Source organism: Luteimonas gilva (genome assembly GCF_005239095.1).
GTDB classification, from domain to species: domain Bacteria; phylum Pseudomonadota; class Gammaproteobacteria; order Xanthomonadales; family Xanthomonadaceae; genus Luteimonas_C; species Luteimonas_C gilva.
Map to the genome: position 1 here is coordinate 169,461 of NZ_SZUA01000003.1, position 22,338 is coordinate 191,798.

At 66.1% G+C, this 22,338-nt stretch carries 17 protein-coding genes; 9 read left to right on the forward strand and 8 right to left on the reverse strand.

The window, feature by feature from the left end; genetic code table 11:
• Window positions 1–2 precede the first annotated feature (2 nt).
• Complete coding sequence (cyoE, locus tag FCE95_RS14475; RefSeq protein WP_137267760.1) at window positions 3–923, forward strand: heme o synthase; 921 nt, start codon at window positions 3–5, stop codon at window positions 921–923.
• Window positions 924–1,068: 145 nt separating this feature from the next.
• Window positions 1,069–3,978 carry an NHL domain-containing protein gene (locus tag FCE95_RS14480; RefSeq protein ID WP_137267761.1) on the forward strand — a complete coding sequence of 970 codons (2,910 nt, stop codon included), beginning with the start codon at window positions 1,069–1,071 and terminating at the stop codon, window positions 3,976–3,978.
• 68 nt (window positions 3,979–4,046) lie between these two features.
• Here FCE95_RS14480 and FCE95_RS14485 read toward each other — a convergent pair whose 3' ends face one another.
• A complete protein-coding gene (locus tag FCE95_RS14485) occupies window positions 4,047–6,035 on the reverse strand; it encodes an alpha/beta hydrolase family protein (RefSeq protein WP_137267762.1) in 1,989 nt (662 codons plus the stop codon).
• 204 nt (window positions 6,036–6,239) lie between these two features.
• On the reverse strand, window positions 6,240–7,997 hold the full coding sequence (gene dnaG, locus FCE95_RS14490; RefSeq protein WP_137267763.1) for a DNA primase: 1,758 nt from the start codon (window positions 7,995–7,997) through the stop codon (window positions 6,240–6,242).
• Window positions 7,998–8,149: 152 nt separating this feature from the next.
• Between dnaG and FCE95_RS14495 the strand changes: the two genes are divergently transcribed.
• On the forward strand, window positions 8,150–9,043 hold the full coding sequence (locus FCE95_RS14495; protein ID WP_189644785.1) for a Vps62-related protein: 894 nt from the start codon (window positions 8,150–8,152) through the stop codon (window positions 9,041–9,043).
• Between the two features lie 242 nt (window positions 9,044–9,285).
• Here FCE95_RS14495 and FCE95_RS14500 read toward each other — a convergent pair whose 3' ends face one another.
• From FCE95_RS14500 to rpsU, 3 genes are all read right to left on the reverse strand, one after another.
• The gene (locus FCE95_RS14500) at window positions 9,286–10,164 is read right to left on the reverse strand and encodes a YihY/virulence factor BrkB family protein (protein WP_137267765.1); all 879 of its coding nucleotides are present in this window, start codon (window positions 10,162–10,164) and stop codon (window positions 9,286–9,288) included.
• A gap of 215 nt (window positions 10,165–10,379) precedes the next feature.
• Window positions 10,380–10,826: a GatB/YqeY domain-containing protein gene (locus FCE95_RS14505; protein ID WP_137267766.1), complete on the reverse strand. Its 447-nt coding sequence runs from the start codon at window positions 10,824–10,826 to the stop codon at window positions 10,380–10,382.
• Window positions 10,827–11,030: 204 nt separating this feature from the next.
• On the reverse strand, window positions 11,031–11,246 hold the full coding sequence (gene rpsU, locus FCE95_RS14510) for a 30S ribosomal protein S21 (RefSeq protein ID WP_056134345.1): 216 nt from the start codon (window positions 11,244–11,246) through the stop codon (window positions 11,031–11,033).
• Between the two features lie 124 nt (window positions 11,247–11,370).
• Here rpsU and tsaD point away from each other — a divergent pair, with 124 nt between their 5' ends.
• The 4 genes from tsaD (at window position 11,371) to FCE95_RS14530 (ending at window position 14,365) form a co-directional block, all read left to right on the forward strand.
• Window positions 11,371–12,399, forward strand: coding sequence for a tRNA (adenosine(37)-N6)-threonylcarbamoyltransferase complex transferase subunit TsaD (gene tsaD, locus FCE95_RS14515; RefSeq protein WP_137267767.1), 1,029 nt, complete (start codon window positions 11,371–11,373; stop codon window positions 12,397–12,399).
• A gap of 198 nt (window positions 12,400–12,597) precedes the next feature.
• Window positions 12,598–12,957, forward strand: coding sequence for a dihydroneopterin aldolase (folB, locus tag FCE95_RS14520; protein ID WP_137267768.1), 360 nt, complete (start codon window positions 12,598–12,600; stop codon window positions 12,955–12,957).
• 16 nt (window positions 12,958–12,973) lie between these two features.
• On the forward strand, window positions 12,974–13,486 hold the full coding sequence (folK, locus tag FCE95_RS14525) for a 2-amino-4-hydroxy-6-hydroxymethyldihydropteridine diphosphokinase (RefSeq protein ID WP_137267769.1): 513 nt from the start codon (window positions 12,974–12,976) through the stop codon (window positions 13,484–13,486).
• Between the two features lie 42 nt (window positions 13,487–13,528).
• Window positions 13,529–14,365 carry a DUF6159 family protein gene (locus FCE95_RS14530; protein WP_137267770.1) on the forward strand — a complete coding sequence of 279 codons (837 nt, stop codon included), beginning with the start codon at window positions 13,529–13,531 and terminating at the stop codon, window positions 14,363–14,365.
• Window positions 14,366–14,458: 93 nt separating this feature from the next.
• Here the strand turns inward: FCE95_RS14530 and FCE95_RS14535 are convergent, their stop codons facing one another.
• Window positions 14,459–15,196: a pteridine reductase gene (locus FCE95_RS14535; RefSeq protein WP_137267771.1), complete on the reverse strand. Its 738-nt coding sequence runs from the start codon at window positions 15,194–15,196 to the stop codon at window positions 14,459–14,461.
• Between the two features lie 304 nt (window positions 15,197–15,500).
• Between FCE95_RS14535 and FCE95_RS14540 the strand changes: the two genes are divergently transcribed.
• Window positions 15,501–16,685 carry a class I SAM-dependent methyltransferase gene (locus FCE95_RS14540; protein ID WP_137267772.1) on the forward strand — a complete coding sequence of 395 codons (1,185 nt, stop codon included), beginning with the start codon at window positions 15,501–15,503 and terminating at the stop codon, window positions 16,683–16,685.
• On the forward strand, window positions 16,682–17,083 hold the full coding sequence (locus FCE95_RS14545) for a VanZ family protein (RefSeq protein ID WP_425481310.1): 402 nt from the start codon (window positions 16,682–16,684) through the stop codon (window positions 17,081–17,083). Before FCE95_RS14540 ends, FCE95_RS14545 begins: the two co-directional genes overlap by 4 nt.
• A gap of 56 nt (window positions 17,084–17,139) precedes the next feature.
• Here FCE95_RS14545 and FCE95_RS14550 read toward each other — a convergent pair whose 3' ends face one another.
• Window positions 17,140–19,413: a family 20 glycosylhydrolase gene (locus tag FCE95_RS14550; protein WP_137267773.1), complete on the reverse strand. Its 2,274-nt coding sequence runs from the start codon at window positions 19,411–19,413 to the stop codon at window positions 17,140–17,142.
• 107 nt (window positions 19,414–19,520) lie between these two features.
• Complete coding sequence (locus FCE95_RS14555; protein WP_137267774.1) at window positions 19,521–22,247, reverse strand: TonB-dependent receptor; 2,727 nt, start codon at window positions 22,245–22,247, stop codon at window positions 19,521–19,523.
• Window positions 22,248–22,338 lie beyond the last annotated feature (91 nt).

Sequence of the window (22,338 nt, forward strand, 5' to 3'; positions counted from 1 at the left end):
GCATGCCGAGCAAAGCTCGCGAATACTGGGCCTTGACCAAGCCGCGCGTGGTGGCGCTGATCGTGTTCACCGCGCTGGTGGGCATGTTCCTGGCCGTGCCCGGTTTGCCGCCATGGCGGCAAACGGTGTTCGGCCTGCTCGGCATTTGGCTGGCGGCCGCTTCGGCCGCGGCGATCAACCACGTGCTCGACCAGCGCATCGACGCGGTGATGGCGCGCACCTACGACCGGCCGCTGCCCACCGGCGGCTTGCGCACGCGGCAAGCGGTCGCGTTCGCCGCCGCGCTCGGCATCGCGTCGATGGCGGTGCTGGTGTTCTTGGTGAATCCGATCACCGCGGCGCTCACCTTCGTGTCGCTGATCGGCTACGCCTTCGTCTATACCGGCTTCTTGAAACGCGCCACGCCGCAGAACATCGTGATCGGCGGCATCGCCGGCGCCGCGCCGCCGTTGTTGGGGTGGGCCGCGGTGACCGGCATGGGCGCGCCGACGGATTGGCCGTACGCGCTGCTGCTGGTGTTGATCATCTTCGTATGGACGCCGCCGCATTTCTGGGCGCTGGCGATCTTCCGCCGCGAAGACTACGCGCGGGCGATGGTGCCGATGCTGCCGGTGACCCACGGCGTGGTCTACACGCGCTGGCAGATCCTGCTGTACACCGTGCTGCTGGTGATCGCGACCGTTTTGCCGCGGCTAGTGGAAATGAGCGGCAACTTCTACCTGGGCGGCGCGCTGGTGCTGGGCGCGGTGTTCCTGTGGTACGCGTGGAAACTGCTCGATCCGCCCGACGAGCTCTACGCGATGAAGGTCTTCAACTATTCCATCGTGTATCTGATGGCGCTGTTCGCCTTCCTGCTGGTCGACCATTGGCTGCTGCCGTATTTGCAGCCGGCTCCGGGCATCGAGTTCGCGCCGCAAGCCTGAATGGGCGGCCGTTGTGACGGCCTCCGCAAAGCGGCGGCCCGGACAGCCGCTTTCCTGTCGAATCTTCGCATTTGAGACACGCCCGCTTCATCATGGCCCGGCATCGTCTTCGACGGTGCCATCAGCCAAAGGAAGGGGGAAGGACATGCGACAAGTGAAGGAAAATCGCGTCGGGCGATCGGCCCGATGGTGGGCGGCCGCTGTGCTCTTGCTGTCGTGCCTAGGCGCCGCGCAGGCGCAAACGCAGCGGTTCGAAACGGTGGCCGGCGGGTTCTTGGGCGATGGTTTGCCAGCGAAGAATGCGGCGTTGGCGAGTCCGCGCGGAATCGCGTTCGACGCGGCGGGCAATGCCTATATCGCGCAGGAAGACGAAAACCGGATCCGGAAAATATCGCCGAGCGGCACGATCACCACGTTCGCCGGCAACGGCACTTACGGTTTCAAGGGCGATGGCGGGCCTGCGTCCGCGGCGGCCCTGGCCGGACCGCGCGGCGTCGTCGTCGATGCGGCGGGCGATGTGTATTTCAGCGATTCGTTCAACAATCGCGTGCGCAAGATCGACGCGAACGGCGTCATCACCACCGTCGCCGGCAACGGCCAAGACAATTCGGCAGGCGACGGCGGACAGGCGACGAGCGCGGGCCTGCGCCAGCCCTACGGATTGGCCTTCGACGCTTCTGGCAATCTGTACGTGGCCGAAGTCCGCGGGCATCGGATCCGCAAGATCATGCCGAGCGGCATCATCCTCACCTTGGCCGGCACCGGTTCGGCGGGCTTCGCCGGCGACGGCGGAGCCGCGATCGCGGCCAAGGTCAACCAGCCCAACGGCGTGGCGACGGATTCGCTGGGCAACGTGTATTTCAGCGATACGTTCAACAACCGCATCCGCCGCGTGTCGCCCGATGGGAACATCGCGACCGTGACGGGCGGCGGCGGGGCCGGTTATCCGACACCAGAGGGCATACCTGCCGCTACGGCGCTGGTATCGCTCCCTTACGGCATCGCGTCCGACGCGGACGACAACATTTACATCGCCGACAACACCTGCGCGATCGACAAGCTCACTCCCGACGGCATGATCTACCAGATATCGGGCGGCCAAGGCTTGTGCGTCACCGACGGCGACGGCGGTCCCGCCGTGGATGCGAACATTTACGGGCCGGAAAGCATCGCCGTTCGTCCCAACGGAGACCTCTACTTCACCGACAACGGCAGCTTCATTGTCCGCAAGATCTCGGGCGGCATCATCGACACGGTCGCCGGGCTGGGCAATTTCCACGGCGATGGCGGTCCGGCCACCCAAGCGATCATGTCGTTCACCCGGGGCCTGGCCGTCGGCAATTCAGGCGAGCTATACATCACCGACGCCTGGATCAACGGACGCGTGCGCAAGATCGGCACCAACGGCATCATCAGCACGGTGGCGGGCACCGGCGCGATGACCTGGGACGGCGACGGCGGCCCGGCGACCGAAGCGACCATCTACTATCCCTGGGGCGTGACGCAGGATGCCGCCGGCAACCTGTATATCGTCGACTACATCGCGAACCAAGTCCGCAAGGTGGCGCCGAACGGCATCATCAGCACGGTCGCCGGCGACGGCATCGGCTACGACGGCGACGGCGGTCCCGCCACGTCGGCGCGGATGCGCCGGCCGACGCGCGTCGCCGTCGATGCCGCTGGCAATCTGTATATCGCCGACTACGGCAATAATCGCGTCCGCAAAGTCGGCACCGACGGCATCATCACCACGGTCGCCGGCAACGGAACGGCGAGCTTTGGCGGCGACGGCGGTCCTGCGACCGACGCATCGGTCTGGGGCCCGATGGCGCTCGCGTTCGACGCCGCGGGCAATCTATACATCGGCGACTACGGCAACAATCGCATCCGCAAGGTCGGCACGGACGGCATCATCAGCACGGTCGCCGGCAATGGCCTGTTCGGCCCTGCGGGCGACGGCGGTCCTGCGACGCAGGCTGCGCTCACCGGCCCGACCGGCATCGCGTTCGATTCCCACGGCGCGATGTACATCGTCGGCGAAACGCTGCGCAAGGTGGCTCCCGACGGAACCATCAGCACGGTCGCCGGGATGAAGTACCGAGCCTACGACGTGGCGGTGGATGCGCAGGATGCCGTTTACGTGGTGGCGCCCTCGGGCCGCGTGCTGAAGAGCGTGCCGGCGCGCGCCGAAAGCGACTACGACGGCGACGCCGTGTCGGATCTGTTCTGGCGCAACTCGGCCACCGGCTCGAACATGGTGTGGCCGTCGGCCGATTTCGGCTCGTCGCAAAGCGCGATGGCGGTGCCGGACCAGGCCTGGACCGTGGCCGGCAGCGGCGATTTCGACAACGACGGCCACGCGGACCTGCTGTGGCGCAACGGCAGCACGGGCGCGGCTTCGGTCTGGAAATCCGCGAATGCGGCGAACGCGCACTACCTGACCACCGTCTCCGATCTGGCTTGGAAGATCGCGGGCGTCGGCGACTTCGACGAGGACGGCCAATCCGACATCCTCTGGCGCAACACATCCGACGGCGCCAACGCGATCTGGCGTTCGGGCGATTCGGCGACGCAATTGCCGATCGCCGCGGTCAACGACCAGGCTTGGCAAATCGCGGGTGTCGGCGATTTCGACGGCGACGGCCGCTCCGACGTCTTCTGGAGGAACGGCGCCACCGGCGCGAACGCGATCTGGAAGTCGGCCAATCAGGCCGCGGCCCAGAATCTGGCGCCGGTGTACAACCTTGCGCTGAAGATCGTCGGCGTCGGCGATTTCGACGGCGACGGCAAGGCCGACGTGCTATGGCGCAATACGAGCAACGGCGCGAATGCGATCTGGAAGTCGGCCAATCCGGCCACGATCCAAAGCCTGCCATCGGTCTACGATCAGGGCTGGCAGGTCTACGGCACCGGCGACTACGACGGCGACGGCAAGGCCGACATCCTGTGGCGCCATGGCAGCACAGGTGCGGCGACCATCTGGAAAGCAGCCGATCACACCCAGTTGCAGAGCGTCACCCAGATCGGCGATTCGAACTGGAAGATCGTCGACTGAGCACTCTCGGCGAAGCATGCGAAACGGGCCGCGAAAGCGGCCCGTTTCTTTTCCAGGGATCGAAGGCCTCAGTCCTTCCGGCCGAGCAGATGCTGCTGCCAAAACAGGATCGTCGCCGCGTCAAAGTAGTCGTTATTGCTCTTCTTGCGGAAGCCGTGGCCTTCGTCGTTGAACATCATGAACCACACCGGCTGGCCGTTGCCGCGCACCGCCTTCACGATCTGCTCGGCTTCGGTGTAGGGCACGCGCGGGTCGTTCTTGCCTTGCGCGACGAACAGCGGCGAGCGGATCTTGCCGGCGTTCTTCAGCGGCGAGATGCGGTCGAACACCGCTTTCATCTCCGGGATGCGTTCGTCGCCGTATTCGGCGCGGCGCAAGTCGCGGCGGTAGCTTTCGGTATTGTTGAGGAAGGTGGTGAAGTCGGAGATGCCGACCACGTCCACGCCGGCCTTGATCCGGTCGCTGTAGTGCAGCAGCGACGCCAGCACCATATAGCCGCCGTAGCTGCCGCCGGTGACGCCGACGCGCGAGGCGTCCAGTTCCGGCTGCTTGGCGATCCAGTCGAGCAAAGCGCCGATGTCCTTGACCGAATCCTCGCGTTTTTCGGCGTTGTCCAGTTTCAGATAGCTTTTGCCGTAGCCGGAGGAGCCGCGCACGTTCGGCACCAGCACGGCGATGCCCAGTTGCTTGAGCATGAACTGGGTGTACGGATCGAACGCGGGGAACGACTGGCCTTCGGGTCCGCCGTGGATATCGATGATCACCGGGTGCTTGCCGCCCGCGGCCGACTGGGCGGGCTTGTAGTAGAACGCGGGAATCGTCCGCGGCTTACCGTCGACCTGGTCGAAGGTCGGGAAACGCACCAGCGTCGGCGAAACGAAGCCGGAGGTATCCAGGCCGCCGACTTCGCTATGCGTCCAGCGCGTCAGTTTCGCGTCCGCCAGATCGATCACGTACACGTCGTTGGGCGAAGTGGCGGTGTTCAGCGTCACCGCGATCCGCCTGCCGTCGGGCGAGAAACGCAGGCCGCCGATCAAGCCCAGCGGCAGTTCGGGCAGCTTGATCGGCTTGTGCCCGGGCAGCGACAGCACGGTCAGTTTGTAGATGCCGTCTTCGTTGGTGATGTAGGCCAGATGCTTGCCGTCGTCGGAGATTTCGAATCCGTCGACGTCCCACGGGATGTTCTTGGTCAGCACTTCGAACTTGCCGCTGGCCGGATCGTGGTAGCGCAGGCTTTGGAACTCGCTCGGCTGGCCGTCGACCGGCTCGTCGGAAACGAAATACACGGCCTTGCCGTCGGGAGCGAACTCGAATCCGCCGAAAGAGGCTTTGCCGCCGTCCACCGGAAACAGGGTCAGCTTGCCGGAAGCCAGATCCACTTCGCCCGGATAGGCTTCGTTGGCGGACACGTACTTGGTGACCAGCAAGCGGCTGCCGTCGGGCGAAAAGTCCGATGCCGACCAGTTGCCGCCTTCGGTCACCAGCGGCTTGGCCTGGCGCGTGGCCGTATCCAGCAGCCAAATGTCGGTGTCGGTGCCGTTGCGCGCGGTGCTGCTGTAGGCCAGGCGCTTGCCGTCGCTGGAGAACAGCGCACCACCGTTCTGGTTGCGCTTGCCGTCGGTCAGCATCGTCACTTCGCGCGTGGCCAGGTCGTACCAGTGCAGCTGCGAGAACTCGTTGCCGCCGACGTCCTTGCCGAACACGAAGCCGTTGCGGCCGGACTTCGCCGGCGCCAGGGTCACGCCGCTGACGGGCTCGTTGTAGAAAGTGATCTGTTCGCGCATGCCCAGCGGCTGGCAGACGCGATGCGCCTGGCTGGTTTCGGCGAAGCGGGTGCTGATCAGCACGCAGCCGTCCTGGGTCCAGCCGGCGACGCTGGCGCCGCGGACGTTCTGGTAGCGGTTGAGGCGTTCGATCAGCTCGGCCGGGATGGCCGGTACGTTTTCGGTGATGCGGTTTCCGACTTCCTCGCGCTTGACGGCTTGGGTTTGCGCGGCGGCCGGCAGGGCGCAGGCGAGGGCGAGGGCGGCGAACAGGGCCGGGCGGGTGCGAGTCATGCGAGTTCTCCCCAGAACTGGAACGCGGAGCTTAGCGCGTAAAAGCCCTCTCCCGCTTGCGGGGAGGGTTGGGTGAGGGCGCGCGTCGCGGCAGATCGCGGCGTTTGCCTGGCTTGCGATAAAAATCCGGAATCGTGATGTTTGACGCGAACTGATCGTCCGCGCGCCCTCACCCCAGCCCTCTCCCGCAAGCGGGAGAGGGGGTTAAGAGCCGCTCGCCCGTACTGCGCCCGCCTGCAATTGCAGGCTGCGCAACTCCTCGCGCTCCTCGGGCGAAAGCGCGGACATGCTGCCGGCGTCGCGGATCCGCGTGTTGAGCGCTTCGACACGCTGTTTGATCGTCATTTGTTCGAGCTGCGCGATCGCATCCGACAACGCCTTCCGCCACGACGCTTCGTCGCCGGGAATGGTGTGGGAAGCGAGCTTCTGCAACGCCGCGTGCTCTTCGCGGTCGGCGAAATGGTCGATCAAACCGCCAGTGGTGATTTCCGGACGCTCCTGCACCAACTGCAGCATATCCGCGAGCAGGCCGACGCCGGGCTGTTCCAAAGCCGTGAAGCGCAGCGGAATCGGGATCTCCGCCGCCAGCGAAGGCCGCTGCAGCAATAAGGCGATCGCACTGCGCACCAGGCTTTGCTTCGGTGCCGGCGCGGTGCCGGTAGGGCGCGGCCGCTGCATCGGCACATGCGTCTGCGGCGCGCTCGCTCGCGCGCCGACGCCGGTGATTTCGGTCAGCCGCTGCTTCATCAGGTCGCCGAAGGCGCCGTCGGGGATCTGCGCCAGCATCGGCTTGGCGCGTTCGGCCAGGCGCGCTTTGCCGTCCAGCGTCGATAGATTCACGTCGGCCGACAGTTCGGCGAAAAAGAATTCGCTCAGCGGCGTCGCCTGGCGCAGGCGCGCGTCGAAACCGGAGGCGCCTTCGTGGCGCACCAGCGTGTCCGGATCCTCGCCGTCGGGCAGGAACAGGAAAAAGGCTTGGCGGCCGTCCTTCATGCGCGGCAATACCGATTCCATCGCTCGCGTCGCCGCGCGCCGTCCGGCGGCGTCGCCGTCGAAACAGAAGTACACGTCCGGCGCGTTGCGGAACAGCAGCTCGGCGTGGTCCGGGGTGGTCGCGGTGCCGAGCGTGGCCACCGCTTGCGTCACGCCGTGCTGGAACAGCGCGACCACGTCCATATAGCCTTCGACCACGATCAGGCGTTCGATCTTGCTGTTCGCCTGCCGCACCTGCCACATGCCGTACAGCTCGCGGCCCTTGTGGAACAGCGCGGTTTCGGGCGAGTTGAGGTATTTGGGCGAATCCTCGGGGTCGAGCACGCGCCCGCCGAACGCGATCACCCGGCCGCGGCGGTCGTGGATCGGAAACATGACGCGGTCGCGGAACTTGTCGTAGACGCGGCCGTTGTCGCTTTTCGAAAACAGGCCGGCGCGATCGAGCAGCTTCATGCGGCGCTCGTCGGTGCCCAACGCATCCTTCAGCGCGCTGTAGCCGTCCGGCGCGTAGCCGATCGCGAAGCGTTCGCGGGTTTCGGCGTCCACCGCGCGGCCGTCGAGATAGCTGCGCGCCTTGTCGCTGCCGGCCAATTGGCGGTGGAAGAATTTCGCCGCCGCCTCCAGCGCCGCGTAGACGTCGCGCGTGTCGCCGTTTTCGTTGCGCTGCTGGGTGTCGCGCGGCACTTCCATGCCGGCGCGCTTGGCCAGTTCGTCGACCGCGTCGAGGAACTCGAGCCGGTCGTAGTTCATCAGGAAGCTGATCGCGGTGCCGTGCACGCCGCAGCCGAAGCAGTGGTAGAACTGCTTGGTCGGCGAGACGGTGAACGAAGGCGATCGCTCGTCGTGGAACGGGCAGCGCGCCGAATATTCCTTGCCCTGCTTCTTCAACGGCACGCGCGTCCCGATCACCTCGACGATGTCGGTGCGGGCGAGCAGGTCGTCGATGAAGGCGTCGGGGATGCGGGCCATGCCTCCATGATCGCATCCGCGGCAAGCCCCCGCCGAGCCTGAACGGGCTTGGCGCGCGGTTCCGGGCTTGCGGACCTAGGGCAGCCCCGAGCTGGGCGCCGCCCGCGCCCGGCCTAGGATGGAGGCCTCGCCGTCACCCTCCGGAGCCGCCCGTGTACCCCGTCGAAGCCCGCGCCTCGGCCCCCGTGCCGCCGACCTCCGAGCCGTCCACCGCTGCGCCCTACTGCCTTACGCCGGTGCAGCAACAGGCGTTGGCCGAGCGGTACGCGCCGATCCTGTACTTCCATCCCGACGAACAGAATTTCCTGCAGGATCCGAACACCTACATCCAGCAATCCACGTTGCGCCAGGAGCGCGATTTCTGGGGCGACAAGGAAGTGCACGGCTTGGGCGAGGTGCCTCCGGAAGAACTGGCGACGATCGGCAAGGGCAACGAAACCGCCGACGGCCAGCTGTTTCTCGACCACCAGAACGAACAGCTCGGCGACGGCATCCGCGCCGGCGATCTGGGCAACAGCAAAAACCTGTACCAGTACGATTCGGCGACCAACACCATCACCTATCACTTGTTCTATTCCTACAACGACGGCCCGCCGGGCCTGGGCGACGCGCAAAACCACGAAGGCGACTGGGAAAAGATCACGGTGCAACTCGATAGCGATTTCCAGCCGGTGGAAGTGCGCTACAGCGCGCACAGCGGCCTGGACATCAGCCGTTCCTGGGCCGATGCGCCGAAGGAGAACGGCCGACCGGTGTCGTATGTCGGCCAGGGATCGCACGCCAATTTCCCGGAGACGGGGCATTGGGAAACCCAGGCGCCCACCTGGGTCACCACCGACGTCGCGGCCAGCGGCGGCATTCGCTTCGATCTGGCGGATCGGCCTGCCGTCGATGTGACCGCGCAAGCCTGGTACGGCGGCCACGTGCTGTGGGGCGAGCGCGGCAGCGCCAGCGAAGCGGGCGTGGGCGACACCACCGGACCGACCGGACCGTCTTCGGACAAAGGACCGATCACCGACGCTACGCCGCGCGAACCGCTGAGCTGATTTGGCCCCTCTCCATCGGGAGATGGGTTGGGGTGAGGGTTCGGCGAAGCGACGTTGTGCAAGATCGCGAGAATGCACGTCGGCTTTCGCATATCGCCGCGAGCGGTAATGGATTCGTTCGCCGTCCGCCCTCGGTGCTCGCTTCGCGCCCCGGCCATTTGCGCATAGCGCAAGGGCGCTCAGTCGTGCGCGAGCCTGCGGCTCGCAAGCGGCACGCCTTCGCCCCGGAGGGAGAAGGAAAGCTACGGCGCCGCGATCGGCGGATACGCCGCATCCCGCGCCCGCTCGTCGATCACCGCCGTGATCAAGGCGCCGACGAAGAACACGACCGCGGCGTAGTACATCCACACCAACAGGATCACCAGCGTGCCCATCGAGCCGTAAGCGCTGCCGGGCGCGGCGCGGCCGATGTACAGGCCGATCAGATAGCGGCCGGCGACGAACAGCAGCGCGGTGACCAGGCCGCCGATCAAGGCCTGGCGCCAACGCACGCGGCGGTCGGGCAAGTAGTGGTAGAGCAGGGCGAAGGCGAAGGAATACACCGCCAGCGCCGCCAGATTGCCCAGCATCGGCAGCAGCGTCGGCACGTTCGAGAACACGATCTCCAGCGCCGTGGTCAGCGTCATCGACACCAGCAGCAGGAAACCCAGCGCGAACACCACGCCGAACGAAAACACGCGCTTGCGCGCCCAGGAGAACACGCCGCCGCCCAAGCGTTGCGCATCCGTGTGGAAGATCAGGTTCAACGCGCCCTGCAGCCGCGCGAACACGGCGGTGGCGCCGACGAACAGCAGCAGCGTGCTCCAGAGGCCGGCCAGCGAGCCGACGTCGGGCCGGCTCTTGGCGTTGCCGATCACCGTGTCGGCGATCTGGCCCGCGTCTTGGCCGGCCAGCGAGCGCACTTGTTCGATCAGCGACGCCTGCGCGCTCGGATACAGCGATGCGGTCAGCCACAGCAGCAGGATCAGCAGCGGCGCCAGCGACAGCAGCGCGTAGAACGACAGCGAGGCCGCCTGGGTCATCAGATCGGTTTCGACGAAGCGGCGCGCCAGCGCGGCCGGCAGGCTTTCCTGCAGGCGCTGCACGTGGTGGCGGAAGTGTTCGGTCGCGGGGCGGCGCATGCCGCGGATGATCGCCGATGGTGTTGAAAAGAAAAGTGACGGCAGTTCGCGATCGCGAAGCTTTCAAATCGTCATCCCAGCGCAAGCTGGGATCCGTTTTCGCCGTTGCCTTTCTCTAGGCCGTCCCGCCTTCGTGGGAATGACGGCTAAAAAGCAAAAGCAAAATGGGTCCCAGCTTGCGCTGGGACGACGGGATGGGAGAGCGAAGCGACTCGTCAGCCGGCGAGCTTCTTCTTCACCAGCGCCGACACTTGGCCCATGTCGGCCTGGCCGGCCAACTTCGGCTTCAACACGGCCATCAACTTGCCCATGTCGGCCGCGCCGGCGGCGCCGGTCTCGGCGATGGCCGCGTCGATCGCGGCAACGATTTCGGCTTCGCCCAACTTCGCCGGCAAATAGCGTTCGATCACCGCGATCTCGGCGCGCTCCACGTCGGCCAGATCCTGGCGGTTGGCCGTTTCGTACTGGCTCACCGAATCCTTGCGCTGCTTGACCATCTTGTCGAGCACGGCCAGCACCTGCGCGTCGTCCAACTGGATGCGCTCGTCCACTTCCTTCTGCTTGATCGCCGCGTTGACCAGGCGGATCACGCCCAGCGAATCCTTGTCGCCGGACTTCATCGCGGCTTTCATGTCGTCGGTGAGGCGTTGCTTCAGGCTCATCGGAATATCTCCTGTGCTGTCGCTTTTCGTAGGAGCGGCTTCAGCCGCGAGCTCTTGCCCTCAAATCGCGGCATCGCAGCGATTTCATAGAAAAAGCTCGCGTCTAAAGCCGCTCCTACAAAAAGCCGAGAATAAAAAAAGCCGGCAGCGCTCGCGCGCGGCCGGCCCGGAATGCTTGGGGGACGGGGTGGGCCCGTCCGCCGATCAGTACAGGCGCTGACGCTTGGTGACGTCGCGCGAGCTGCGGCGCGCTTGGCGCTTCACCGCGGCAGCGGCCTTGCGCTTGCGCTCCTGGGTCGGCTTCTCGTAGAACTCGCGCTTGCGGGTCTCGGCCAGGACGCCGGCCTTTTCGCAGGTGCGCTTGAAGCGGCGGAGCGCAAACTCGAAGGGCTCGTTTTCGCGGACTTTGACGCTGGGCATAGGAATCTCTGTGATTGGGATATCCGGCCAAAACGGCCGGTGGGCCGCCGGGTTCCGCCCGGCGAGCCGCGTATGATAACGGCCGGCCTTGCTTAGGCGCAACCCGCGCCCACTTATCCCTCCCATGCGCGTCCTCGGCATCGAAACCTCCTGCGACGAAACCGGCGTGGCCGTCTACGACACGGCGCTGTCCGGTTCGGCCGGCCTGCGCGCCCACGCCGTCTACAGCCAGATCGCCCTGCACGCCGAATACGGCGGGGTAGTGCCGGAGCTGGCCAGCCGCGACCACGTCCGCAAACTGCTGCCCCTGATCCGCCAGACCCTGGCCGAGGCCGGCCTGAGCGTGGACGACATCGACGGGGTGGCTTATACGGCCGGTCCGGGCCTGGTCGGCGCCCTGCTGGTCGGGGCCGGGGTGGCCCGCTCCCTGGCCTGGGCCTTGGACAAGCCGGCGATAGGCGTCCATCACATGGAAGGCCATCTGCTGGCGCCCCTGATGGAGCACGACCCGCCGCAAGCGCCGTTCGTGGCCCTGCTGGTCTCCGGCGGACACACCCAGCTGGTCGCGGTCGACGCGATCGGCCGCTACCGGCTGCTCGGCGAGACCTTGGACGACGCCGCCGGCGAGGCTTTCGACAAGACCGCCAAGCTGATGGGCCTGCCTTATCCCGGCGGGCCGCAGCTGGCCGCCTTGGCCGAAACCGGCACGCCCGGCGTCTACAAGTTCGCCCGGCCGATGACCGATCGTCCCGGCCTGGATTTCAGCTTCAGCGGCCTGAAGACCCAAGTGTTGATGGCCTGGCGCGACAGCGACCGGAGCGAGAAGACCCGCGCCGACATCGCCCGCGGTTTCGAGGATGCGGTGGTCGACACCCTGGCGATCAAATGCGAGCGCGCCTTGGATGCGGCCGGGTGCGACGTCCTGGTCGTGGCCGGCGGCGTCGGCGCCAACAAGCGCCTGCGCGCCAAGCTGGCCGACAGCGCCGCCCGCCGCGGCGGCCGGGTCTGCTTCCCGCGCCCGGCCCTGTGCACCGACAACGGCGCGATGATCGCCTTCGCCGGCGCGCTGCGCCTGCAAGCCGGCCAGCACGACGGCGCCGAAGTGAACGTGACGCCGCGCTGGGACATGGCGGCGCTGCCCGCGGTCGCCTGACGCTTGTTGTTCGTGTAGAGCGGAGCTTGCTCCGCTGCTCCTGCTTTAGATGCGAGTTCTTTCGCATGCCGCTGCGATCCGAAAAGAGATCGCGGCTAAGCCGCTCCCACAAAGCAGCGGAGCAAGCTCCGCTCTACACGAGCCAAAGCGGTAACGATTCGCCATAGAATCGCGATATCGCTTCCGCCCGAGCCAAACATGGACAAAGTCTTCATCGAAGGCCTGGAGATCGAGACCCTGATCGGCATCTACGATTGGGAGCGCCGAATCCGCCAGCCGCTGCTGTTCGATCTGGAAATGGCGTTCGACAACCGCAAGCCGGCGGCGACGGACGACATCGCCGATACCTTGAACTACAAAGACATCAGCAAGCGCCTGATCGATTTCGTTTCTAAGTCCGAATACCAGCTGGTCGAAACGCTGGCCGAACGTTGCGCTCAGATCGTTCTGGAGGAATTCGGCGTGGCGAACGTCCGGTTGAAGTTGAGCAAGCCCGGTGCGGTGCGCGGCGCCAAAGCGGTCGGCGTGGTCGTGGAACGCAGCCGCGGCGACGCGTAACGGAGCGCGACCGCGCATGGGTAAGGCCTATCTGAGCTTGGGCAGCAACCTCGATGCCGAGCGCCATTTGCGCTCGGCGGTCGCCGCGTTGCGCGCGCGCTTCGCCGGCGTGGCCGTGTCGAAGGCTTATCTTTTTCCGGCGGTCGGTTTCGACGGTCCGGATTTCCTCAACGCCGCCGCGGTCGTCGACAGCGATTTGGATCCCTTCGCATTGAACGACTGGCTGCATGCGCTGGAGGACGCGCACGGCCGCGACCGCAGCGGGCCGAGGTTCGGCGACCGCACGCTCGACATCGACATCGTGTTCTACGACGACCGCGTGCTCGAAGGCCCGGGCAACCTGCGCATTCCGCGTCTGGAGCTGAAGCACGCCTTCGTGCTGATGCCGCTGGCGGAGATCGCGCCGGATTTCGTAGATCCGGCCAGCGGCCGCCGCTTGGCCGAGTTGTGGGCGGCCTCGCCCGAACGTTCGGTGCGGGCCCGGACCGTCTTCGACCTGGCCGAACCCCTTGCGGACGCGGGCATTTGACCGCAGGATGCGCGCGTTCATCCGCCCGGGGAGTGCGCCACGATGTTCGAGAAGTTCTCGCGCAGTTGGGAATTGGTGAAGGCCAGCGCTTCGGTGCTGCGCTCGGACAAGGAGCTGATGCTGTTCCCGCTGATCTCTGGCGTCGCCACCTTGGTGGTGCTGGCCACGTTCCTGGTGCCGATGTTCGCGCTGCGCATCTTCGAAGGCGGCAACGTCGGCATCGGCGGCGCGATCTTCGGCTTCCTGTTCTATTTCTGCCAATACAGCGTGATCATTTTCTTCAATTGCGCCCTGGTCGGCGCGGCGATGATCCGGCTGGACGGCGGCGATCCCACCTTGGCCGACGGCTTCGCCGCGGCGCGGGCGCGGATTCCTTCGATCCTGGGCTATGCGGCCATCGCCGCCACCGTCGGCGTGATCCTGCAGGCGCTGAAGAGCCGCGACAACAATTTCCTGGTGCGCCTGATCGGCAGCGGCCTGGGCGCGGCCTGGACCCTGGCCACGTTCCTGGTGGTGCCGGTGCTGGTCAGCCGCAACGTCGGCCCGATCGACGCTCTGAAGCAGAGCGTGTCGCTGCTCAAGCGCACCTGGGGCGAGAACGCGATCGGCAACGTCGGCATCGGCGCGGCGTTCGGCCTGATCACCTTCGTCGTGATCTTGGTCGGATTCGGGCTGGCGTTCGCTGCCGCCCAGGTGTCGGTCGGGCTGGCGGTGGCCGTGGCGGCCGTGTTCCTGATCGGCGTGCTGCTGCTGGGCGTGTACCAGGCGGCGCTGAGCGGCATCTACTCCGCGGCCTTGTACCGCTACGCCGTTTCGCACGAAACGCCGGCGGCGTTCCAGGGCTTGCAGTTGGAGCAAGCGTTCGCGCCTAAATCCTAAAGCTTAGACGCGGATCAAATCGGGAAAAGCGGATTGAAGAATAGGTTTTATCCGCCTTTCTCGATTTGATCCGTGTCCAAAAGCTTTTCGCTCTCAACCTTCCAATAATCGCCCGCCGTCGACGCGCAGGATCTGCCCAGTGGTATAGCGGGCGTCCTGCAGCAGCCAGCGCACGGCTTCGGCGATCTCTTCGGGCGTGCCGGTGCGCGCGAGCGGCGTGCGCGCCAGCAGCGCTTTCTCTTTCGACGCGTCGGCGCCGCCTTCGGGCCATAGGATCGCGCCGGGCGCCACGGCGTTCACCCGCACTTCCGGCGCCAGCTCCAGCGCCAACGATTTGGTCGCCATCGCCAAAGCGGCTTTGGCCATGCAATACACGGCATGGCCGCGCAGCGGGCGTTCGGCGTAGATGTCGGCGAGGTTGACGATCGCCCCGCGGGCCGCCTTCAGATGCGGCGCCGCGGCCTGCGCCAGGAAGAACGGCGCGCGCGCATTCGCGGCGAACAGGTCGTCCCAATCGGCCGGCGTCGCGGTGCCGAGCGGCGTAGGCCGGAACGAGGACGCGTTGTTGACCAGCGCATCGAGCCGGCCGTAGCGGCCGACGGTTTGCGCGATCAGTTCCGGAAGGCGATCGAATTCGGCCAGGTCGGCTTGCAGAGCGAGCGCGCTGCCTGCGCGCAGCGTTTCCAATTCGGCGACCAAGGATCGCGCTTCGGTGGCGGACCCGCGGTAATGCAGCGCCAGGTCGTAGCCCGCCGCGTGCAAGCGGCGCGCGATCTCCGCGCCGATGCGTTTGGCGGCTCCGGTGATCAAGGCGACGGGACGGGGATGCATGCGGACAAGATAGCACTCAGGCTCGTCATGCCGATGCAAGTGCGGCGTGACTAAACGTTCGTGGACCGAAGCCGGAGCGTGTGGCTTCTTCCTCCCCTCACGCGGGGGAGCATGCCCGAAGGGCAGGAGAGGGGTATGCAAAGCGAGCGTGCTTTTGCTTTGTTGCTCTCCGCCAACAGCCGAACCCTCTCCCTGGCGCTTCGCGCCTTTCCCTCTCCCGTAAAAGGGAGAGGGAAGAGCAAAAGCATTGGCGCTGACTTTCTTGGAGGCGTCCGATAGCGGCCGCTTCCATTATGCTTCGCGCATGCCTTCTTCCGATCTTTCCGACGCCGCCGCGCTCGCGCACAGCGAACGCTTGCGCGACTTGATCCGCGCCCAGATCGCCGAGGCCCGCGGCGCCATTCCGTTCTCGCGATTCATGGAGTTGGCGCTGTACGCGCCGGGCCTGGGCTACTACAGCGCGGGCGCGACCAAGTTCGGCGCCGCGGGCGATTTCGTCACGGCTCCCGAGCTGGGGCCGCTGTTCGCCGAGTGCGTGGCCGAAGCCTTAGCGCCGCCGATCCGCGAGATCGGCGAAGACGCGGCGTTCGTCGAGATCGGCGGCGGCAGCGGCGCCTTCGCCGAGGCCGCGATCAAGCATCTGATGGCGATCGACGCGATGCCGGCCCGCTACGCCATCCTCGAACCCAGCGCCGATCTGCGCGAACGCCAGCGCGAACGCCTGCAGCGGCGGCTAACCCCACCCGTGTTCGATCGCGTGAGCTGGCTGGAGGGGCCGATCCACTCGCGCTGGAACGGCGTGCTGTTCGCCAACGAAGTGATCGACGCATTGCCGACGCCGCGTTTCGCGATCCGCGACGGCGAAGTGTTCGAAGAACACGTCGCCCTGGAGGCCGACGGCCGTTTCGTGCGCACGGACCGGCCCGCCGACGCGCTGTTGACCGCGGCGGTGCGTCACGTCGAACGCCAGCTGCCGGCGCCGTTCGCCGAAGGCTATCGCTCCGAAGCGCTGCCGCAATTGCCGTACTGGCTGCAGGCCGTGGCCGGCGGCCTGGACAGCGGTGCGCTGCTGTTCGTCGATTACGGCCACCCGCGCGCCGAGTATTACGCGCCGGGCCGCAGCGACGGCACATTGCGCGCCTTCCATCGCCACCAGCTCGCGGACGATGTCTATGCGCGGGTCGGTCTGCAGGACCTGACCGCATCGGTCGATTTCACCGCGCTGGCCGAGGCAGGCACCAGCGCGGGTTTCGAATTCGCCGGCTACTGCTCGCAGGCGAGCTTCCTGATCGGCAACGGCCTGGACCGACGCTTGGCCGAGCACGAAGAGCGCGCCGCCGACGAAGCGGCGCGTTACGCGTTGCGCCAGCAGGTGAAGCAGCTCACCTTGCCGGACGCCATGGGCGAACGCTTCCAGGCGATGGGCTTCGCGCGCGGCGTCGAATTCGGCGCCGCCTTCCTGGCCGGCGATCTGAGTTTCCGCTTGTGATCGTCGGCCGCTCGCTCAAGCCGTTCCGGCGGCCGTGGCTGTGGTCGGGGCTGTGGTCCATCGCTATCGCGACGGTGGTGGTCTTTTCGCTGATCCCGGCGCCGCAACTGCCCGATCTGCCGCCGGGCGGCGACAAGTGGGAGCACTTCCTGGCCTACGCCGCGCTCGCGGCGTACGCGGTGCAGCTGTACGACCGCTGGCCCTCGCTTTTGGGGGCGGGATTGAGTTTGGCGCTGCTCGGCATCGGTCTGGAACACGCGCAAGGCGCCTTGACCGAAACGCGGATGATGGATCGGTGGGATGCGTTGGCGAATACGCTGGGCGTGATCGCGGGTTTGGCGACGAGGATGACGCCTTGGCGCGATGCGCTGCTGAATTTCGATCTGCGTCGCGCTTAAGCCCTCTCCCGCGAGCGGGAGAGGGAGCAGTCCGCAGCGGAGATGCGGAATGCGGGCTAGCGCGGAACCAGTGTCACCCGATCGATCGCCCACATCGTCGGCCGCGTATCGCCGGTGAAATAGAAGCACAGATCGCGCCGGCCGCTCGCGCCCGGGAGCTTGGCGTCCAAAGTCAGGAATCCGTCTTTTTCAGGCTGCGCGGGCAGTGGCAGGCTGGCTAAAGTTTCGCCATCGCAGCCGGCGCGGATCACCAGCTCGCCGTGCGCCGATCGGGCCGGCTGGAATTTACGGTGCGGCTCGTCGTGCGCCAGCTGGAAGAAATAAGGGATGCGCCCGGCGCGCACGCGGACCGCGGCGATGCCGTCCAGATCGGCGCCGTCCCAGCGCCAGCAGGGATTGAAGATGTCGACGTTGAAGATGACGCGTTCGCCGTCGGCCGGGCCGTCGTCTTCCAGGCGCAACATCAGGCTGTTGCTGCACATGGTCAGTTCTTCGTCCGTGCGCGTGCGCAGCGCTGCGGCGTCGAGCGCCCGCTCGCTCGCGGGCGCGAGCATGCGTCCGTCCGCGAATGCCGCGGCGCGTACCCGCGAGGGCAACGGGACTTCGAACGGCCGCTCGTACAGCGGCGAGGAAGCGGTCGGGGCGCGGCCGTCGGTGGTGTAGCGGATCGGATAGCCCAGCGGATTGGACAAGCTCACCTTGGCGTCGCGCCCGCCGTCCGCGTCGGCGGCGATCTCCGCTTCGAACGGCGTCTTCGCATAGGCGATGCCGAGCGCGTCGTAGCGCAGCAGCTGCGCCGGCAGGCGCGACCGGAAATCGTCGAAATTCTTGGCTTTCGCCGGCGACCACGCGATTTCCGCCAGCGCGGCCACGCGCGGGAAGATCGCGTGCTGCACGCGCGCGAAGCTGCGCATGTGTTCGGTCCAGACGTTGGCTTGCACGCCGAGGATGTGTTTCTTCTGCGCGGCGTCCAGCGCGGCGGGCACCGGTTCGTAGTCGTAGAGCTTCTGCAGCGAGATCGTCGCCGGACGGCCCGGCGGTTCGTTCGCCGAGGTCGTCTGCAGATAGTCCAGGTACAGATGGGATACGGGCGACATGACCACGTCGTGGTTCTGCTGCGCCGCGGCGATGCCGCCTTCGGTGCCGCGCCAGGACATCACCGTGGCCTGCGGCGGCAAACCGCCTTCCAGGATTTCGTCCCAGCCGATCAGGCGCTTGCGCTTGATTTCCAGATGCTTCTCCAGGCGCGCGATCATATAGCTCTGCATCTGCGCCTCGTTCTTCACGCCCAGCTCGCGCATGCGTTCTTGCACGCGCGCGGAAGACACCCATTGGTCTTTGACCGCTTCGTCGCCGCCGAGATGGATATAGGTGCCGGGGAACAGGTCCGACACTTCGTCCAGCACGTCTTCTAGGAAACGGAACGTGCTTTCTTCGACATTGAACAGATAAGTGTTGACGCCCCATTCGTTCGACACCGGCGGCCGCGTGCCGAGCACGCCGAGCTCCGGATAAGCGGCGATCGCCGCCTGCGCGTGGCCGGGCACGTCGATCTCGGGAACGATGGTGATGTGCCGTTCGGCCGCGTAACGCACGACGTCGCGGATTTGGTCCTGAGTGTAGAAACCGCAATAGGGACGCGGCTCGCCGGTGTTCGGATCGACGCCGCCGTCGCCGGCGGGGAAGCGGCAGCCGCCGATTCCGGTCAGCTTCGGATATTTCTTGATTTCGATCCGCCAGCCCTGGTCGTCGGTTAGATGCCAGTGGAAGGTGTTGAGCTTGTGCAGCGCCAACGCGTCGAGCAGACGCTTGACCTCGTCGACCGACCGGAAATGGCGCGCGGTATCCAGCATCAGGCCGCGCCAGGCGAAGCGCGGCGCGTCGTCGATCCTCACCGCCGGCGCCTGCACGGCGCCGCCGTCGCTTTCCAGCAGTTGCCACAGCGTCACCGCACCGTAGAACAGGCCGCGCGGATCGGAAGCCTTCACGGTCGCGCCGTCGGCACGCACTTGCAGCGCATAGCCTTCGGAGTTCGTCGAAGCCTTCGGGTCGATCGCGAAAACGATGGCCCGCTTCGCCGGTCCGGCCGAGACGCGCAGCGCCAGCTTTTGCGTCGTGTTGGCGTGTTCGACGAAGTACTTGGCCGCTTGTCGCGCCGCTTCGCCCTCGGCCACCACCGGTGTGGCGTCGCTCACGACGAACCGGCCTTCGTCGCGCTGCATCTGCGCGGGCAGCGGAATCAGCGCCGGTTCGGACGGCGCGGCGCAAGCCAGCGGCGAAACCAATGCGAGCAGGAGCAGGACGGCGGAGCGGAACGGCCAGCGGTTCATAGCGTCACCTCGGTTTTGCAGGGAGCATCCCAGAAAAAAACGGGCCCGGACAAGTCCAGGCCCGTGAGGGGAAAACCAACGGAGGGGTTGGAGCGCCTTAAATGCCTTTAAAAGCGGAAACGGAAGTTGACGTAGTACTGGCGGCCGTTCTCGTAGAACGCGTACGGCAGCTTGCGGCCTTCGCCGTTGACCTGGCTGTAGTACTTCAGCTCCGGATCGTTGAGATTCAGCGCGTCCAGGGTGACCGTCATCCAGTCGTTGACCTTGTAGCCGAGCGAGGCCGACAGGTTGCCGATGCTGTCCTGGAAGAAGTCGTCGGTGCGGCTGACGCCGGCGTAGAACTCGGACCGGTAGGTGTAGCTCAGGCGCGCGTTGAACTTGTCGTTCTCGAAATAGCCGGACACGTTGTAGGTGTCGCGCGAAGTGCCGAACACCGGCTTGACGCTGTCCGAACTGCTGTCGGCGTAGGTGTAGTTCGCCGCCACGCCCCAGTTGTCGCCGATCGGCTGCTCGTAGGTCAGCTCGAAGCCCTTGATCTTGGCGTTCGAATTGACCGGAACCGATACGCGGTAGTCGGCGAACACCGGCACGCCGCCGTTGTTGGTCGTGGCCTGCTGGTCCAGGAAGGTGCGGGTTTCGGTGCCGAAAGCCACATAGTCGTCCAGGTCCATCTGGTAGATGCTGGCCGCCAACAGAGCGCGCGGCGCGAAATACCATTCCAGCGACACGTCCAAGTTGGTGGACACGATCGGCTCAAGCTTCGGATTGCCGCCGCTGCCGCTGTGGGTCAGATCGTCCAGCGACACCGAGCCGGCCAGGGCCGAGAAGTCCGGACGGGTCAGCGTCTTGGACGCGGCGAAGCGGCCGATCAGCTCGTCGGTGAATTCGTACTTCAGGTTCAGGCTGGGCAGCAGTTCCTTGTACGTGTTCTCGTAGCGGTTGCGGAAGTAATTGCCGAACGCCGAACCGGTGATCGGGCCTTGCACGGTGTTCTCTTCCGGTGCGCCGGTGTTGTAAATCGTGTCCTGCTTAGTGCGCACCCAGCGCAGACCGAGGTTGCCGCTCCAGCGGTCGCCTTGGAAGTTGGCCTGGATGAAGGCCGCCGTCGTCTTCTCGTTGACGCTGTACGAGTCCTGCCAGAAGAAGCGCGCCACCGGGTCGCGATTGGCGAACTGCGCGTTGAACGCGGCCAACTGTTCCGGGGTCCAGTACCAAATGTTGTTCGGATGGCTGCCGCCGATGCCGCTGGCGAAGTCGCCCGGATAGTTGTGGAAATTGTTCAGCGGGTAATTGGCCAGATTCTGCCAGTCGCCCTTCGGCCCCTGCGCGATCTCGAACAGGTTCTCGCGGGTGTGGTCGGAATAGCGCACGCCGAAGTCCAGCGAGGCCAGCGCGCCTTCGGTGAAGGTGAACTCGCCGTCGGCCTGGTACCACTTCTCTTCGTCCAGCGCGTCGATGGCGTTGGCGCCGAAGATCCAGCCGTTGGCGGGCAGGATGCCGGAAGGCGACGCATTGTTGCCGCCGAGCGACCAGTCGATCGGATTGAGCGCGCCGTTCATGCCCCAGCTCGCGCCGCCGCCCGCGGCGGTGCCGAGTTCGATCACGTCCTGCTGCGGGCTTTTGCCGTGGCCTTCGGTCTTGCCGCCCTGGAACTTTAGGTTGAAGCTGTCGGAGACCTGCCAATCGGCGTCGACCGCGATGTACTTGGATTCCGATGCCGCGCCGGGGCGCGAGATCTGGTCGTACACGCCGTACGGGGTGGTGCTGCCCGGCTGGTTCGCGTACGTCGCATTGGTCAGCACGCCGTCGACGATCTTGTAGCCCGGCAGCGGCGCGACGTTGGAAGCGAACTGGCTGGTCCACAGCATGTAGTTGCGGTTGTAGTTGTCCGCTTCCAGCTTCGAATAGAACGCGTTCAGGCCCAAGGTCAGGTTGTCGGTGGGCTTGAACTGCGCATCCAGCACGCCGCCCTTGCGGGTGCGTTCCTGTTCGAACAGCACCGCGCCGAGCAGGTTCGGATAGAGCACCCCGGCGAGGTCGGGATTGGTGGCGACCACGGGATCGGTGGCGGCGATCTTGTTGAATCCGCCCACCACTTCCTGGCCGTCGCGGCGCAGATTGCGCTTCTCGTAGAACGCCTGGAACATCACGCCCGCGCTGCTGTCGGCGTTGCGCCAGTTGAACAAGCCGTTGAACTGCGGATCGGTCTTGCCGGGCAGGTCGGCGTAGACGCCGCCGACGCTGGCTTCGGTGGTGATCTCGTCAGCGAACTGGAGCGGACGGCGGGTGACGATGTTGACCGAACCGGCGCTGCCGCCTTCGGTGAGTTTCGCTTCGGAAGTCTTGTGGATCACCACCTGGCTGACGATTTCCGCCGGCAGCAGGCTGTAGCTGACGCTGCGGCCCACGGTCTGCACCTGGCTCAGCACGAACCAGTCGCCGGTGCCGACGGTGTGGCCGTTCACCAGGGTCTGGGTCAGGCTGGGGCTGCCGCCGCGCAGGCTGATGCGGTCGCTCTCGTCGAAGCCGCCTTCGGTGGCGCTGGACGAGCTGATGTTGACGCCGGGCAGGCGCTGCAGCGTGTCGGCCACGTTCTTGGCCGGCAGTTTGCCGATGTCTTCGGCGGTCACCACTTCCACGTGCGAAGCGGCTTCCTTCTTGGTGTCCAGCGATTTCTCCAAGGAGCCGCGGACGCCGACCACCGTGATGGTTTCGATGTCCTTGACCTTGTCGTTCGCCGCTGGCGTCTGCTGCGTTTCTTGCGCATGGACCTGCGCCGCGAAGCCTAGGCCCGCCACGATCGCAGCCGAAAGGATCGATCTGTTGAGTTTCATCTTGCTACCCCGTCGCTGATTGAGTTGCGGCAACCGAACGCTGCCGTGCCTACGCCTTCAAACGCCGCGCTCGCCCCTCCGGTCCGCGCGG